General features: G+C 69.9%; 13 protein-coding genes. 4 read left to right on the top strand and 9 right to left on the bottom strand.

The window, feature by feature from the left end:
* Nucleotides 1–8: 8 nt before the first annotated feature.
* The 3 genes from PQ455_RS03675 to PQ455_RS03665 are packed head-to-tail and all read right to left on the bottom strand — an operon-like array spanning nt 9 to nt 3,910.
* Nucleotides 9–2,426: a TonB-dependent receptor gene (locus PQ455_RS03675; RefSeq protein WP_273689306.1), complete on the bottom strand. Its 2,418-nt coding sequence runs from the start codon at nt 2,424–2,426 to the stop codon at nt 9–11.
* Nucleotides 2,423–3,352, bottom strand: a complete 930-nt coding sequence (locus PQ455_RS03670; protein WP_273689303.1) for a FecR family protein — start codon at nt 3,350–3,352, stop codon at nt 2,423–2,425. Before PQ455_RS03670 ends, PQ455_RS03675 begins: the two co-directional genes overlap by 4 nt.
* A 48-nt stretch (nt 3,353–3,400) precedes the next feature.
* On the bottom strand, nt 3,401–3,910 hold the full coding sequence (locus PQ455_RS03665) for a sigma-70 family RNA polymerase sigma factor (protein ID WP_273689300.1): 510 nt from the start codon (nt 3,908–3,910) through the stop codon (nt 3,401–3,403).
* A 166-nt stretch (nt 3,911–4,076) separates the two neighbouring features.
* Here PQ455_RS03665 and PQ455_RS03660 point away from each other — a divergent pair, with 166 nt between their 5' ends.
* On the top strand, nt 4,077–4,910 hold the full coding sequence (locus tag PQ455_RS03660; protein WP_273689298.1) for a TIGR00266 family protein: 834 nt from the start codon (nt 4,077–4,079) through the stop codon (nt 4,908–4,910).
* An 85-nt stretch (nt 4,911–4,995) separates the two neighbouring features.
* Here the strand turns inward: PQ455_RS03660 and PQ455_RS03655 are convergent, their stop codons facing one another.
* The 3 genes from PQ455_RS03655 to PQ455_RS03645 are packed head-to-tail and all read right to left on the bottom strand — an operon-like array spanning nt 4,996 to nt 9,168.
* Nucleotides 4,996–6,558: a DHA2 family efflux MFS transporter permease subunit gene (locus tag PQ455_RS03655; RefSeq protein ID WP_273689295.1), complete on the bottom strand. Its 1,563-nt coding sequence runs from the start codon at nt 6,556–6,558 to the stop codon at nt 4,996–4,998.
* 10 nt (nt 6,559–6,568) lie between these two features.
* The gene (locus tag PQ455_RS03650; protein ID WP_273689293.1) at nt 6,569–7,723 is read right to left on the bottom strand and encodes an HlyD family secretion protein; all 1,155 of its coding nucleotides are present in this window, start codon (nt 7,721–7,723) and stop codon (nt 6,569–6,571) included.
* Nucleotides 7,724–7,746: 23 nt separating this feature from the next.
* On the bottom strand, nt 7,747–9,168 hold the full coding sequence (locus PQ455_RS03645; RefSeq protein WP_273689291.1) for an efflux transporter outer membrane subunit: 1,422 nt from the start codon (nt 9,166–9,168) through the stop codon (nt 7,747–7,749).
* An 84-nt stretch (nt 9,169–9,252) separates the two neighbouring features.
* Here PQ455_RS03645 and PQ455_RS03640 point away from each other — a divergent pair, with 84 nt between their 5' ends.
* The 3 genes from PQ455_RS03640 to PQ455_RS03630 all read left to right on the top strand — a co-directional run bounded on the left by PQ455_RS03640 (nt 9,253) and on the right by PQ455_RS03630 (nt 11,943).
* Entirely contained in the window at nt 9,253–9,879 is a 627-nt protein-coding gene (locus tag PQ455_RS03640) for a TetR/AcrR family transcriptional regulator (protein WP_273689289.1), read from the top strand.
* Between the two features lie 64 nt (nt 9,880–9,943).
* Nucleotides 9,944–10,258, top strand: a complete 315-nt coding sequence (locus tag PQ455_RS03635; RefSeq protein ID WP_273689287.1) for a DUF485 domain-containing protein — start codon at nt 9,944–9,946, stop codon at nt 10,256–10,258.
* Entirely contained in the window at nt 10,255–11,943 is a 1,689-nt protein-coding gene (locus tag PQ455_RS03630; RefSeq protein WP_273689285.1) for a cation acetate symporter, read from the top strand. Before PQ455_RS03635 ends, PQ455_RS03630 begins: the two co-directional genes overlap by 4 nt.
* A 164-nt stretch (nt 11,944–12,107) precedes the next feature.
* Here PQ455_RS03630 and rimM read toward each other — a convergent pair whose 3' ends face one another.
* The 3 genes from rimM to ffh form a co-directional block, all read right to left on the bottom strand.
* Nucleotides 12,108–12,581 (bottom strand): ribosome maturation factor RimM, encoded by a 474-nt coding sequence (rimM, locus tag PQ455_RS03625; RefSeq protein WP_273689284.1) that lies wholly within the window; start codon nt 12,579–12,581, stop codon nt 12,108–12,110.
* 195 nt (nt 12,582–12,776) lie between these two features.
* Entirely contained in the window at nt 12,777–13,181 is a 405-nt protein-coding gene (gene rpsP, locus PQ455_RS03620; RefSeq protein ID WP_273689283.1) for a 30S ribosomal protein S16, read from the bottom strand.
* A gap of 31 nt (nt 13,182–13,212) precedes the next feature.
* Nucleotides 13,213–14,709: a signal recognition particle protein gene (gene ffh / locus PQ455_RS03615; protein ID WP_273689282.1), complete on the bottom strand. Its 1,497-nt coding sequence runs from the start codon at nt 14,707–14,709 to the stop codon at nt 13,213–13,215.
* Nucleotides 14,710–14,711: the final 2 nt, after the last annotated feature.

The raw sequence follows: 14,711 nt of genomic DNA, 5'->3' as shown, positions 1-14,711 counted from the left end.
GACCCGAACTAAAACGCCGTATCCAGCCCCACCCGGATCGTCCGGGGCCGAAGCGGCGTGATCTGCCGCCCGTCGTTCGCGGCGAACGGCGTGCCCAGCGCGAAGCGGTTGCCGATCGCGTCGGTCAGATTGGTGATCCCGATCGTCAGCCCCAGCCCGGCCCGGCCGATCCGCGCCGTCAGTGCGGTATCCAGATAATCGCCCTGCGCCTCGCCCAGCAGCGGCCCCAGCCCCAGCCGCGACTTGCCGACGTAGCGCGCCCAGCCGCTCACCCGGAATTCCAGATCGTCGCCCACCGGCAGGCGATAATCCGCGCCGATCCGCGTCGTGAAGCGCGCCACATTGGGGATGCGCCCCATCGCGCGGGAGATCATGCTCGCCGCCTCGCCGCTGCCCGTCACGCCCGCGCCGATCGGGCGGCCGGGGGTGAACAGGCCGGCCAGCGTCGCGGCGAAGGTGGGCGAGGGATCGGTCACCTTGCTGTCGTTGAGCGACAGCGCCGCATCCAGTTGCAGGCGCGGCACCGGCTGCCAGCCGAGCGCGGCGCTGATCGTGTAAATGCGCCCATCACCGATATTGTCGGTGGAGGGCAGCCCCGACGTGTCGATGAAATCGGCCTGGATATCGCCCCAGCGCGTATAGGACAGCGCTACCGCCAGATCGACCGGATCGCGCCCGCGCTGGCCGACCCGCAGCCCCGTCTCCATCGTCCGCACCCGATCGTTGCGGAAGCGGCGGACGATGCCGCTCTCGATCGCCAGCCCGCCGGGGCGGAACCCCTCCTGATAGCGCGCGTAGAGCAGCACCCCCGGCAGCACCGCGCCCGATACCGAGGCGAAGGGCAACAGGCTCGTCTCGCGCCGGCTGGCGACGGTGCCCTGTTCGATCAGCAGCGCGCGGAAGGCGGGCAGCACGTCCTCACCCTCGCCCGACAGGCGCTGGCGGGCATAGCGCAGCCCGCCGGTCACGGTCAGGCCCCGGATCGGTTCGACGCTCGCCTCGCCGTAGAGCGTCGTCTCGGCGATGCGGTTGGTGACGCCCGTCACCGGCAGCGGCGCCGCCTCCGGCCCGAGATAGCGGATCAGGCGGGTGCGGTTGCGGGTATAGCTCGCCCCCACCACCCAGCCGAAGCCACCGCGCATCGGCCGCCACAGCCGGTTCTCGCTGGCGAACATGGCGGTGCGGTTGCGCTGGACGAACAGCTGGTTGGAGCCGCCCAGCGGTGTCGCGTCATAGCGCTCCTCCAGCCGCTGGCGGACGAGGCCGGTGGAGGACAGGAAACGCAGGCCATCCCATGCCTTGCCGATCACTATCTGCCCGAGCCGATATTCCGCGTCGAAGCCGCCATCGGTCGGGCTGGCACGGGTCAGCGGCGGCTGGTCGCGATCGGCATATTGGCTGTCGCGGCCGGCATTGTCCTGCATTACGCCGCCCAGATCGATCGACCAGCCGTCGCCCGGATCGAACCGCAGGGTCGCCCGCCCGCCGCTGACGGAGGTGCGGTTCACGTCGCGCCGCCGGCGCACGACGTCGTCGATGTAACCGCCCTCGCGCATCGCGAAGCCGACGACGCGCAGGCCGACCGAACCCTCGACCAGCGGCACATTCACCATCCCGCCGAGATCGCCACCCGGATCGCCATGCTGCGTCGCCGAGGCGCCGACCGACATGGCCCCGCCGGTGGCGGTCAGGTCGGGGGAATTGGGCACGATCCGCACGATGCCGCCCAGCGACCCAGCGCCATAGAGCGTGCCCTGCGGCCCCTCCAGCACCTCGACCGCCTTGATATCGTACAGCCGCAGGTCGGGATCGGGCGCGTTGTAGGTGAGGCGCATGTCGCCGAGATATTGCCCTACCGTCGCCTGCGTCGGCCCGGTGAAGCTGGAATCGGCGATGCCCCGGATAAAGAGCTTATTGCGTCCCGCCCCCAGATGGGTGGAGGACAGGCTGGCCAGCCGGGCGAGGATCGATCCCGTCCCCTGCTCGCCGCCGAAGGCGAGGTCCGGCCCGTCGAGCTGGCTGACCGAGCCCGCGAAATCGCGCAACCGCACGTCGCGCTTGCTGGCGGTGACGACGATATCGCCGCCGGTCTCTACGGCAGGTGGCGGCGCGAGCCGCTTCACCGCCACGACGACCGGCCTGGCCGCCACGATCCGCCAGTTCCGCCCGCCCAGCGCCACCGCCCGCGCCCCGCTGCCCGCCAGCAGCCGGTCGAGCGCCTCGCGCGGGGCCATCCACCCCTTCACCGCGCGCACCGGCCGGCTCCACAGCGTCCCGTCCCCGGCGACGCTCACGCCCGCCTGACGCGACAAGGCCGCGACCGCATCGCCCAGCCGCCCGGCCGGGAGATCGATCGCCACCCGCTCCGCCGCCCACACCGGGCCGGCGACAACGGCGAGCGCCCAGGCGAAGCCGCGCGCCCTCACTTCGCGGGGGCGAGCGCCCAGCCGGCCCCGTCGCGCCGCACCTCGACATCGAGCAGCGGCCCGAGCTTCGCCAGATCGCCATCCGGCCCCAGGTTGAGCGCGCCATGGAAGGGCCGCGCCGCCAGCGCCGGCGCGACCCTCACCGGCCGGCCGGCATAGCGCGCCAGATCGGCCGCCACCGCCGCCAGCGGCTGCCCGTCATACACCAGTCGCCCGCTCGTCCAGCCCGCCACCCGATCGGGCGCGACCGTGCCGAGCGTCACCTCGCCTTGCCCGTCCACGGCGCGCAGCGTCTTGCCCGGATCGAGCCGCACCGCCTCGGCCTTCGGATTATAGACCACGGCCCCTTCGGAAACCTGCACCTCGGTCGTCCCGCCCTCGCGCAGCACGTTGAAGCGGGTGCCGACATCCAGCAGCGTCGCCCCGCCGACCGCCACGCTGAACGGCCGCGCCTCATCATGCACCACCGCGAACAGCGCCTCGCCGCGCTCCAGCACCGCATGGCGCGGGTCTTTCCCGTCGAGCGTCAGCCGCGTACCGCCGTTGAGCATCACCACCGTGCCTTCGGGCAAGGTGACGGTGCGGCGCGTGCCGGGGATCGTCTCGATCGAATATAGCGCGGGCTGGCGCTCGATCACCTGCCAGCCGATCACCCCGGCCAGCGACGCGGCGATCGCCCCGCTGATCCACGCCCGCCGCCCGACCGCGCGGCGCGGGGCCGGCGGGGCGAGCGGCTTGGGTACGGGGGTTGCCAGCAGATCGGCCATATCCTGATCGGCGATCGCGGCGACATGATAAGCCTCGGCATGGGCCGGCGCCTGCGCCATCCAGTCGGCAAAGCCGTCCCAGTCCGCGAACGCGGGGTCGCGCTGGCGGATCACCCACTCCACCGCCTGATCCTCGATCCTGTCCCTGTCCTGCGGCATCACATGGCTCCCCGAAGCAGGACGGAGACGCGCGCGCGCAACCTTGGCCTATCCATCCCACGTCTTCCTGAGATCGATCATCGCCCGATAGGCGACCCGGAGATCGGCCTCCACCGTCGACAGGCTCACCCCCAGTTCCGCCGCCACCTGCCGCTGCGCCACGCCATCGATGCGGTGCCGCCGGAACGCCGTCGCCACCCGCGTGCCCAGCGCGTCGAGCGCGGCGTTGGCGGCGGCGAGCTGTTCGCGCGCGATCAGGCGGCGCTCCCCCGAAGGTTCGTCGGATCGGCCCGGCGCGGTCGTCGCCGCCTCGGTCCAGGCATGGTCGCGCGCCGCCGCCGCTTGGCGCGATCGATAGCGATCGAGCATTACATTGTTGGCCGCGCGATAGAGGTAGGACAGAGGGTTGGCGACCGGCCCGCTCTCGGCCGACGACACCTTCAGCCACAATTCCTGCAACACGTCCTCCGCCGCCTCGCCCGCGCCATGCGCGGCGACGAAGCGCAACAGGCGCTCGCGGTTTTCGAGAAAGACGGCCTCAAGGCCGGAGGGTAACATGGGTGGATCGCCCGCGTCCGACACCGGAAAGTCTGGCGCCGCGATCTACACGGCTCGCCACCAACCGGCCACCCCCTTCGACGAGCGGCGCTGCACCCCACTGGCCAGCCCCCGCCCGCCCGCATTATGCTGCCCGCCGAAACCCCCGACCGGAGGCAATACCCCCATGTCCACCAACCCCTGGGCACACGCGCGCAAGACCGGCGTGTCCGACGACATCGATTTCGAGATCAAGGGCCAGGAACTCCAGTTCCTCGAAATCGAGCTTGACCCGGGCGAGAGCGCCGTCGCCGAAGCCGGCGCGATGGTGTGGAAGGACGCCTCGGTCGAGATGACCACCGTGTTCGGCGACGGCAGCGGCGGCGCGGGCGGCGGCTTCATGGATAAGTTGCTCGGCGCGGGCAAACGGCTGGTCACGGGCGAGAGCCTGTTCACCACCGTCTTCACCCACAACGGGCGCGGCAAGGCGCGCGTCGCCTTCGCCTCGCCCACCCCCGGCGCGATCCTGCCGATCAAGCTGGACGATCTGGGCGGGCGGCTGATCTGCCAGAAGGACGCCTTCCTCGCCGCCGCCAAGGGCGTGTCGATCGGCGTCCACTTCCAGCAGAGGGTGATGACCGGGCTGTTCGGCGGCGAAGGCTTCATCATGCAGAAGCTGGAGGGCGACGGCTGGGTGTTCGTCCAGATGGGCGGCACCGTCGTCGAGCGCATTCTGGAGGATGGCGAGGAACTGCACGTCGATACCGGCTGCGTCGCCGCCTTCACCCCCAGCGTCGATTTCGATCTGGTCCGCGCGGGCGGCGTGCGCAGCGTGTTCTTCGGCGGCGAGGGGCTCTTTTTCGCGCGACTGACGGGGCCGGGCAAGGTGTGGATCCAGTCCCTCCCCTTCTCCCGCCTGGCCGGCCGGATGCTGGCGGCGGCGGGCAGCCAGGGCGGGCAGAACCGGGGCGAAGGCTCGGTCCTCGGCAGCCTCGGCGACATCATCGGCGGCAATCGCTGAGCCTACATTCGTCATTGCGAGCGTAGCGAAGCAATCCAGTCCGGCGCTGGATTGCTTCGCTACGCTCGCAATGACGATCAGTCCCTCAATGCGCCGCGCCCGGCGGGGGTGCGCCCTTCGGCCTCGGCGCGAACCAGATCAGCGTGGCGGACAGGAAGAAGATCACCGCCGCCACCAGGAAGATGTGGTTGGTCGCCAGCGCGATGCTCTCCTGATCCACCAGCCGCTCGATCATCCCCCGCCCCTGCTCCGCCGAGAGCCCGGCCGTTTGCAGCGTGGTGACCACCTGATCCGGTTGGTTGAGCGTATTGACGATCTCGTTGCGCTCGATCCGGCCATGCTCCTCCCACTTGGTCGCCGCGATCGAGGTGCCGATCGCCGCCGCCAGCGTTCGCAGGAACGACATCACGCCCGCCGCCGAGGCCGTCTCCTCCGGCCGCACCGCCGCCAGCGCGATCGTGGTGAGCGGGATGAAGAAGAAGGGCATGCCCAGCCCCTGCATCAGCTGAGGGATCGCCAGCGTCCAGAAATCCGCCCCGCTCGACCACCACAAGGCGCGCGTCACCGATACCACGCCCAGCCACGCCATCCCGAAACACACCAGCGCGCGCGAATCGACCTTGGTCGAGAATTTCGCCACGATCGGCGACAGGATCACCGCGAGGATGCCGGTGAACGCCGTCACCCGCCCGGATTCGGTCGCGGTGTAGTTGAGCGATCCCTGCAACCATTGCGGGATCACCACGACCGAGGCGAAGAAGGTGCCGAAGGCGAGCGCCAGCGCCGCCACCGCCACCGCGAAACCCCGATGTCGGAAGACCCTCAGGTCCACCACCGGCTGCTCCTCGGTCAGCTCCCAGATGATGAAGGCCGCGAAGCCCACCACCGCCACGATCGCGCAGCCGACGATGAAGGTCGATCCGAACCAGTCGCGCTCGCGCCCCAGATCGAGCATCACCTGCAACGCCGCGATCCACGTCACCATCAGGATCAGGCCGACCCGGTCGATGCGGCTCGTCTCGGTCTTCGTCTCGGCGCCGCGCAGCAGGGTGAACACGCCGAACAGGCAGGCGATGCCGATCGGCAGGTTGATGAAGAAGATCCACGGCCACGACCAATTGTCGCTGATCCAGCCGCCCGCGATCGGGCCGATGATCGGCGCGGTCACCGTCGTCATCGCCCACACGCCCATCGCCTGCGCATGCTGCTCCTTGGGGAAGATGCGCAACAACAGCGTCTGCGTCAGCGGCATCAGCGGCCCGCCGCACAGCCCCTGGCCGATGCGGAACGCCACGATCATGCCGAGCGAGGTCGCCAGACCGCACAAGGCCGAAAACATCGTGAAACCGGCCAGCGCGAACATGAAGGTGCGCACCGTGCCGAACCGTTTCACCAGCCAGCCGGTCAGCGGCACGCAGATCGCCTCGGCCACCGCATAGGAGGTGACGACCCACGTTCCCTGCGTCACCGATACGCCCAGCCCGCCCGAGATATGCGGCACCGATACGTTGGCGATGGTGGTGTCCAGCACGACCATGAAATTGGTCAGCGCCAGCACGAAGCCGGCGAGCAGCAGCCGGGGGCCGGTCAGGCCGCCCGATCGCTCGCGGGCACCGGCGGCGGAGGCGGAAGCGGCGGCGCTCGCCATCGTCCGATCCTCAGCGATCGCTCGCGACGTCGATCTCGACATCCATCGACAGGCCCACGCGCAACGGATGGTCGCGCAGCTCCTTGGGGTCGAGCTGGATGCGCACCGGCAGGCGCTGCACCACCTTGATCCAATTGCCCGTCGCATTCTGCGCGGGGATCAGCGAGAAAGCCGCGCCCGTGCCGCCGGCGAGACCCACGACCGTGCCATGATAGACCACGTCGCCGCCGTAGAGGTCGGACGTGATCTCGGCGCGCTGGCCGATGCGGACCTTGCCGAGCTGCCCTTCCTTGTAATTGGCGTCCACATAGAGGCGATCGACCGGAACCACCGTCATCGCGACCGTGCCGGCGGCGAGCCGCTGGCCGACCTGCACCTGGCGGCGCGCCACCACGCCATCCATCGGCGCGCGGATCGTGGTACGGGAAAGGTCGAGCCGCGCCTGATCCAGCCTGGCGCGCGCGGTCAGCACTTCGGGCGCGGTCGATTGGGTGGTGCCACGGGTCAGCGCGGTATTGGCGGCGCGCTCCTGCACCGCCGAGGCACGCGCCGCCTCCGATTGGGCGATCGCGGCGCGGGCCAGCACCACGTTGGCGCGCGCCGTCTCCAGCGCGCGGGTGGCCGAGGTCAGCTCGTCGCCCGAAACCGCGCCCTCGCCCACCAGCGCCCGGCGGCGATCGTAATTCACCTGCGCGCTGTCCAGATCGGCGGTCGCCACCTTCAGCTGCGCCTGCATCCGCCCGATATCGGCGTCGCGCGCCTTCACCTGCGCGGCGAGCGCGTCGCCCGTCGCAGCCGTCTGGCCGTAGCGGCGCTCGGCGGCGGCCAGATCGGCCTGCGCCTGCGCCACCGCGATCTTCGCGTCCGCATCGTCGATCCGCAGCAGCAATTGCCCGCGCTTCACCACGCTCGTGTCGGACACCGCCACCTCGATCACCTGCCCGCCCACCAGCGGCGTGATCTGCGCGCTCTCGGCCGCGACATAGGCATTGTCGGTCGAGACGTGGCGCGAGAACACCAGCCAGTTGAGCAGCAGGTAGATCACCGCCACCGCCGCCACGACGATGGCGAGGATGATGAGCAATTTCTTGCGCCTGGCGCCCTTCGCTTCCGAAGCGGCTGCGGTCTCGGCCTCGGTGGCCTCTGGGGTCTGGTCGTCTGCCATGATATCCTGTCGATCCGTCGAGTTCATGCGGCCGTGCGGAAGCCGCCGCCGAGCGCGCGCACCAGCGCCACGTCGATCGTCAGCCGCCGCGCCTCGACACCGGCCAGCACCCGCCGCGCGGTGAGCACATTCTGTTCGGCGCTGAGCACGTTGAGATAGGTGGAAAGCCCGCCCCTGTAGCGCAGTTGCGCCACGCGGAAAGCGCCCTCGGCGTCGGTCAGCGCGGCGCGCGCGTCCACCGCCTGCGCCGCCAGCTGGTGCCGGCTGGTGACGGCATCCGCCACCTCGCGCACCGCCGTCAGCAGGGTCCGGTCATAGGTCGCGACCGCCTCGTCATAGGTGCCGCGCGCCTGCGTATATTGCCCCTTCAGCGCGCCGCCCCGGAAGATCGGCAGGCTGATCGCCGGCCCGACATTGCCGATCTCGGAGCCGCCCTTGAGCAGATTGTCGAGATAGAGCGATTGCAGCCCGATCAGCCCCGAAAGGCTGATGTTGGGATAGAAATCGGCCCGCGCCACCTTGATGCGGCTGGCGGCGGCATCGACTCGCGCGCGGGCGGCGGCGATGTCCGGCCGGCGCGCGACCAGCGCGATACCCACGTCGGCGGGCAAAGCCTCGCCGGCGTCGACCACCGCCACCGGCCGCGCGATCGTCAGCGCCCGATCCGGCCCGGCGCCGACCAGCGCGGCGATGCGGTTGCGGGTCAGCGCGATCTGCTCTTCATTGGCCGCCAGATCGACCCGCGCGGCGGGAACCTGCGAGGCCGACTGCTTCAACTCGCCCTGCGTGTCGAGGCCGGTACGCACTCGATCGGACACCAGCCGGGCATTGTCGCTGCGCAACTCGAACGCGCGCTTCAGCACATCCTGTTCGGCGTACAGCCGCGAGAGATCGGCATAGGCCGCGACCACGTCGGTCGTCAGCAGCAGCGCCGCCTGCGCCGCGTCGATCCGCGCGGCTTCCGCCTCGGATGTCGCGGCGGCGACGGCGGCGCGGGTCTTGCCCCACAGGTCGAGATCGAGGCTGAAATCCAGCGACAGCCGGCCGACATCGTTCCACCCCTTCGGCACGAACTGCGCCGGGATGCCGTTGTTATAGCTCTGCTTGTTGAGGCCCGCCGATCCGTTACCGGTCACCTGCGGCTGGCCCGCAGCACCCGCCTTCAGCCGCTGGCCCTCGGCCTGCCGCACCCGCGCGGCGGCGATCGCCACGCTCGGCGAACCCTTGAGCGCCTCGGCCAACAGCGTGTCGAGCTGCGGGTCGCGATAGGCGCGCCACCATTCCGCCTCGGGCCAGGCGGCCGTGGGCGTCGTCGCGGCGAGGCTCTGCGCCATCGGATAGGCGCCCGGCGTCGCGATCTCGGGCTTCGGCCCCAGATTCGGCGCGGCGCAACCCGCGATCAGCAGCGGCCCCAGCAGGGCGGAAAGGCGATGCGAACGACTCAAATTACCGTACTCCCCGGTACAGATCGGCCGATTGCGCCGCGGTCTCCAACTTGTCAATTAGAAAATCGTACTCTACAGTACGCCATGGCTTCCAAACCGCTCAGCCGTCGCGAGGAGAATCGTCTCGCCCGCCGTGCCGCCATTATCGCGGTGGCGCAGGAATCGTTCCTCGAACATGGCTATGCCGCGACCTCGATGTCGGACATCGCCACCGCGCTCGGCGGATCGAAGGGCACGCTCTGGGCACATTTCCCCTCCAAGGAGGATCTGTTCACCGCCGTTCTCGAAGACGCCATCTCCGCCTTCCGCGCCGCGCTGGAGGACGCCTTCCAGCCCGGCCGCGATCAGCGCGCGACCTTGCAGGCCTTCGGCCGCCGCTTCGCCACCAAGCTCCAGATGCCCAATTCGGTCTGCCTGCACCGCATCATCGTGAGCGAGGGCGCGCGCTTCCCGCAGCTCGGCCCGATCTTCTACGAACATGGCCCCCGCCGCGTGATCGAACTGCTCGTCGGCTATCTCGGCCGCGAGATGGCGGAGGGCCGGATGCGCCGGGCCGATCCGATCATCGCCGCCCGCCATCTGATCGGCATGCTCCAGGCCCACCAGAATCTGCGCCTGTGGAACGTCGCCCCGCCCTTCGACCAGGCCGAGCAGGAATCGCAGGCCGACCTAGCCGTGGACGCCTTCCTCCGCGCCTACGCCCCGGACTGACGGCCGGCTTGCCCCCACCCCGCTTCTGCTGTTCAATCGCGGAAACGACAAAGGGGATGCCGCCATGGGAAGCGACGAACAGGCGATCGCGCGGGTGCGATCCGATCCGCGCTATGCCGCCCTCGTCCGCCGCCGGTCGCGGCTGGGCTGGGCGCTGGCCGCGCTGATGGTCGCCGCCTTCCTCGGCTACATCCTGCTCATCGCCTTCGACAAGGCGCTGCTCGCGGCACCGATCGGCGCGGGCGTCACCTCGGTCGGCATCCCCGTCGGCTTCGGGCTGATCCTGTTGGCCGTCGCGCTCACCGGCCTCTACGTCGCCCGCGCCAACGGCCGCTACGATGCCGAGCTGGCCGCGATCCTGGCGGACGCGCGGGCATGAGGCGCCTCGTCGTCGCGCTCGCGCTGATCGCCCCCGTCCCGCTCCTCGCCCACGCCATCGGCCCCGCCACCCGCCAGCCGGTCAACTGGACGGCGATCGGCCTGTTCGCTTTGTTCGTGGCGCTCACCCTCTGGATCACCAAGGTCGCCGCCTCGCGCACCCGCACGGCGGCCGATTTCTACACGGCGGGCGGCGGCATCACCGGCTTCCAGAACGGCCTCGCCATGGCCGGCGATTACATGTCCGCCGCATCCTTCCTCGGCATCTCCGCGCAGATCTTCTCGGACGGCTATGACGGCCTGATCTACTCGACCGGCTTTCTCGTCGGCTGGCCGCTGATGCTGTTCCTCATGGCCGAACGGCTGCGCAACCTCGGCCGCTTCACCTTCGCCGACGTCGCCTCCTACCGCTTCGCCCAGCCGCCGGTGCGCAGCTTCGCGGCGGTCAGCACGCTCCTCGTGGTCAGCTTCTACCTGATCGCCCAGATGGTCGGCGCGGGGCAGCTCATCAAATTGCTGTTCGGCCTGCCCTACGCCTATGCCGTCGTGATCGTCGGCGCGCTGATGATGCTCTACGTCCTGTTCGGCGGCATGCGCGCGACGACCTGGGTGCAGATCATCAAGGCGGTGATGCTGCTCGCCGGCGCCACCTTCATGGCGGTGATGGTGCTGGCCAAATTCGGCTTCTCGCTGGAGGCCCTCTTCGCCCGCGCCGTCGCGGTGAAGACCGATCTGGCGCTCGCGACCGGCTCCACCCCCGGCGAGGCCGCGACCAAGGGCCGATCGATCATGGGGCCGGGCAATTTCATCAAGGATCCCGTCTCGGCCATCTCCTTCGGCCTCGCGCTGATGCTCGGCACCGCCGGGCTGCCGCATATCCTGATGCGCTTCTTCACCGTTCCCGACGCGCGGCAGGCGCGCAAGTCGGTGCTGTGGGCGACCACCTGGATCGGCTATTTCTACGTCCTCACCTTCGTGATCGGCTTCGGCGCGATCGTGCTGGTCGCGACCGATCCCTCCTACCTGGAGGATGGCGCGCTGCGCGGCGGCGGCAACATGGCCGCGATCCATCTGGCGCATGCGATCGGCGGCAATGCCTTCCTCGGCTTCATCTCGGCGGTCGCCTTCGCCACGATCCTCGCGGTGGTCGCCGGCCTCACCCTCTCGGCCGCGTCGGCGGTCAGCCACGATCTGTACGCCACTCTGATCCGCAAGGGTCAGGCGACCTCGGCCGAGGAGCTACGCGTCTCGCGCCTCACCACTCTCGCGCTCGGCGCGCTGGCGGTGCTGCTCGGCATATTGTTCGAAACGCAGAACGTCGCCTTCATGGTCAGCCTCGCCTTCGCGCTGGCCGCCTCGGGCAATTTCCCGGTGCTGGTGCTGTCGCTGCTCTGGGGCGGCTGCACGACGCGCGGCGCGGCGTGGGGCGGATCGATCGGCCTGCTCACCGCCTTCGGCCTGACGATTCTGTCGCCCGCCATCTGGGTCACGATCCTCGGCCACGCGGCCGCGCCCTTCCCCTACACCTCCCCGGCGATCGTGTCGGTGCCGGCCGGCTTCCTCGCGATCTGGCTGATCTCGCTGCTCGACACGAGCCCCCGCGCCGCGATCGACAAGGCCGGCTACCCCGACCAGCGGGTGCGATCGGAAACCGGCATCGGCGCCTTCAGCGCGAGCGATCATTGAGGGTTCGATAGAAGAAAACCAACCCGTCACCCCGGCCTTGTGCCGGGGTCCACCGGCCCACAGGCGGAACGATCCAAAGCGCAGCCCATCGACTGCTTCCGGGTGGACCCCGGAACAAGTCCGGGGTGACGAAGAATGAGGATGCGCCCGCAGCCGCCCGCGAGTTATTCGACGAACGCGCTATCCACCAGCAGCCGATCCGGCTCGATCGTCACCGCCTGCGCGACCGGCACCATGAAGCGCTTGCCGCCCGGCCGCTCGATCTCCAGCACGTCGCCCGCGCCGAAATTCTCGATCAGCACCGCCTGGCCGACCTGCTCGCCCTCGACGAAGCAGGGCAAGCCGATGATGTCGGCATGATAATATTCCCCCTCCGCCAGCGGCGGCAGCGCCTCGCGCGGGACGGAGAGTTCGGTGCCGCGCAGGCCCTCGGCGGCGGTGCGGTCGGCGATTTCGGCGAAGCGCGCGATCGCGCCGTTGCTGCCGGCCTTGACCGACTTCAACGTCAGCGTGCCGCCGTTGAAGGCCTTGTGCGCCTTCAGCCCGGCGATGTCGTCGGTGAAGAGCTTCAGGCGCACCTCGCCCGCGATGCCATGGGCACCGGCCACGACGGCGAGGACGATGGGGCGATCAGCCAAGCGTCACCATGGGTTGGGGGGAGAAAACAGACCCGTTCGTCCCGAGCGTAGTCGAGGGACGTGGAGAGCCACGCGTTCGAGCCTCCATCCCTCGACTACGCTCGGGACGAACGGTTGCAGGGGGGGGCTGGCGGCTTGCCAACCCCTCGATTGAAAGGGCCCGCCCATCCCGAAGGACGGGCAGGCCCCACGAGATCACGCCTCGGCGGTCTCTTCGGCGGCGGGCTCTTCGGCCGCCGGCGGGTTGGCGGCGGCAGCGGCTTCGGCGGCCTTGGTCGCACGCTCCTCGGCGCGCTCCTTGGCCTTGTCGCCGGGCTCGGCCTTCTTCGGGTTATTGCGGGCCGGACGCTCCTTCACGCCGGCGACGTCGAGGAAGCGCGCGACGCGGTCGGTCGGCTGCGCGCCCACCGACAGCCAGTGCTTGGCGCGCTCGGCGTCGAGCACGACGCGCTTCTCGTCATCCTTGGCGAGCAGCGGGTTGTAGGTGCCGATCTTCTCGATGAAGGCGCCGTCGCGCGGGCTGCGCGAGTTGGCGACGACGATGCGGTAATAGGGGCGCTTCTTGGAGCCGCCGCGCGACAGACGAATGGATACGGACATTGGTTCTTCCCTTCTAAAATCAGGTCTAAATTCAGCGTTTCTTCAAAAAATTCTGGAAGCCGGGTGGGAGCCCGCCGGGGCCGCCACCGGGCAGGCCGGGCAGACCGCCGAGCCCGCCGGGCGGAAGCTGTGGCGCGGCGCCGCCCGGGCCGCCCGGGCCGCCCATGCCACCCATTCCGCCGGCGCCACCGCCCCCGCCGAACATCGCGGCGAGGCCCTTCAGGCCGCCCATCTTCTTCATCTTCTTCATCATGGTCGCCATGTCCTGATGCATCTTCAGGAGCTTGTTGACCTCCTGCACCGTGGTGCCGGAGCCCTTGGCGACGCGGATCTTGCGCTTGGCGTTGAGCAGGTCGGGCCGGGTGCGCTCCTTGGGCGTCATCGACTGGATGATCGCCTCCAGCCGCACGAGCGTCTTGTCGTTGGCAGCACCCGAGGCCATCGCCTGCTTCACCTGCTTCACGCCCGGCAGCATCCCCGCCAGCGCGCCCAGCCCGCCCATGCGGCGCATCTGGCCGAGCTGCTTGGCCAGATCGTTCATGTCGAACTGGCCCTTGGCCATGCGGGCGGCCATCGCCTCCGCTTCCTCGACCTTGATCGTCTCGGCCGCGCGCTCGACGAGGCTGACGACATCGCCCATGCCCAGGATGCGCCCGGCGACCCGCTCGGGGTGGAACGGCTCGATCCCGTCGAGCTTTTCGCCCGTGCCGATGAACTTGATCGGCTTGCCGGTGATCGCCCGCATCGAGAGCGCCGCGCCGCCGCGCGCGTCGCCGTCCATGCGGGTCAGCACCACGCCGGTCAGCGACACCTGCTCGGAGAAGCTGCGCGCGACGTTGACCGCGTCCTGCCCGGTCAGCGCGTCGACGACGAGGAGGACCTCATGCGGGGTCGCGACGCTCGCGACCGCCTTCATCTCGTCCATCAGCGCCTGATCGACATGCAGGCGGCCCGCCGTGTCGAGCATCACCACGTCAAAGCCCTGGAGCTTCGCCGCCTGCACCGCGCGCCGCGCGATCTCGACCGGCTGCTGCCCCGCCACGATCGGCAGGGTCTGCACGTCGGCCTGGGTGCCCAGCACCGCCAGCTGCTCCTGCGCGGCCGGGCGGTTGACGTCGAGCGACGCCATCAGCACCTTCTTCGCGCCCTTCTCGCGCAGGCGGCGCGCGATCTTGGCGGTGGTGGTCGTCTTGCCCGACCCTTGCAGGCCGACCATCATGATGACGGCCGGCGGGGTCACGCCCAGCTCGAGATCGGCGGCGCCGCCGCCCAGCATCTCGACCAGCGCGTCGTTGACGATCTTCACGACCTGCTGGCCGGGGGTGATCGACTTCAATACGTTCTGGCCGATCGCCGCCTCGGTCGCCTTGTCCACGAATTCGCGCACCACCGGCAGCGCGACATCGGCCTCGAGCAGAGCGATGCGAACCTCGCGCATCGCCGCGCGCACGTCCGCCTCGGTCAGCGCGCCGCGGCCGCGGAGCCGATCGAATACGCCGCCAAGGCGGTCGCTCAGGCTGTCGAACATAC

Origin of the sequence: Sphingomonas naphthae (assembly GCF_028607085.1) — a bacterium.
GTDB lineage: Bacteria > Pseudomonadota > Alphaproteobacteria > Sphingomonadales > Sphingomonadaceae > Sphingomonas_Q > Sphingomonas_Q naphthae.
The sequence above is the reverse complement of the archived record's forward strand: the minus strand, read 5'-3'. Positions and strand labels throughout refer to the sequence as shown.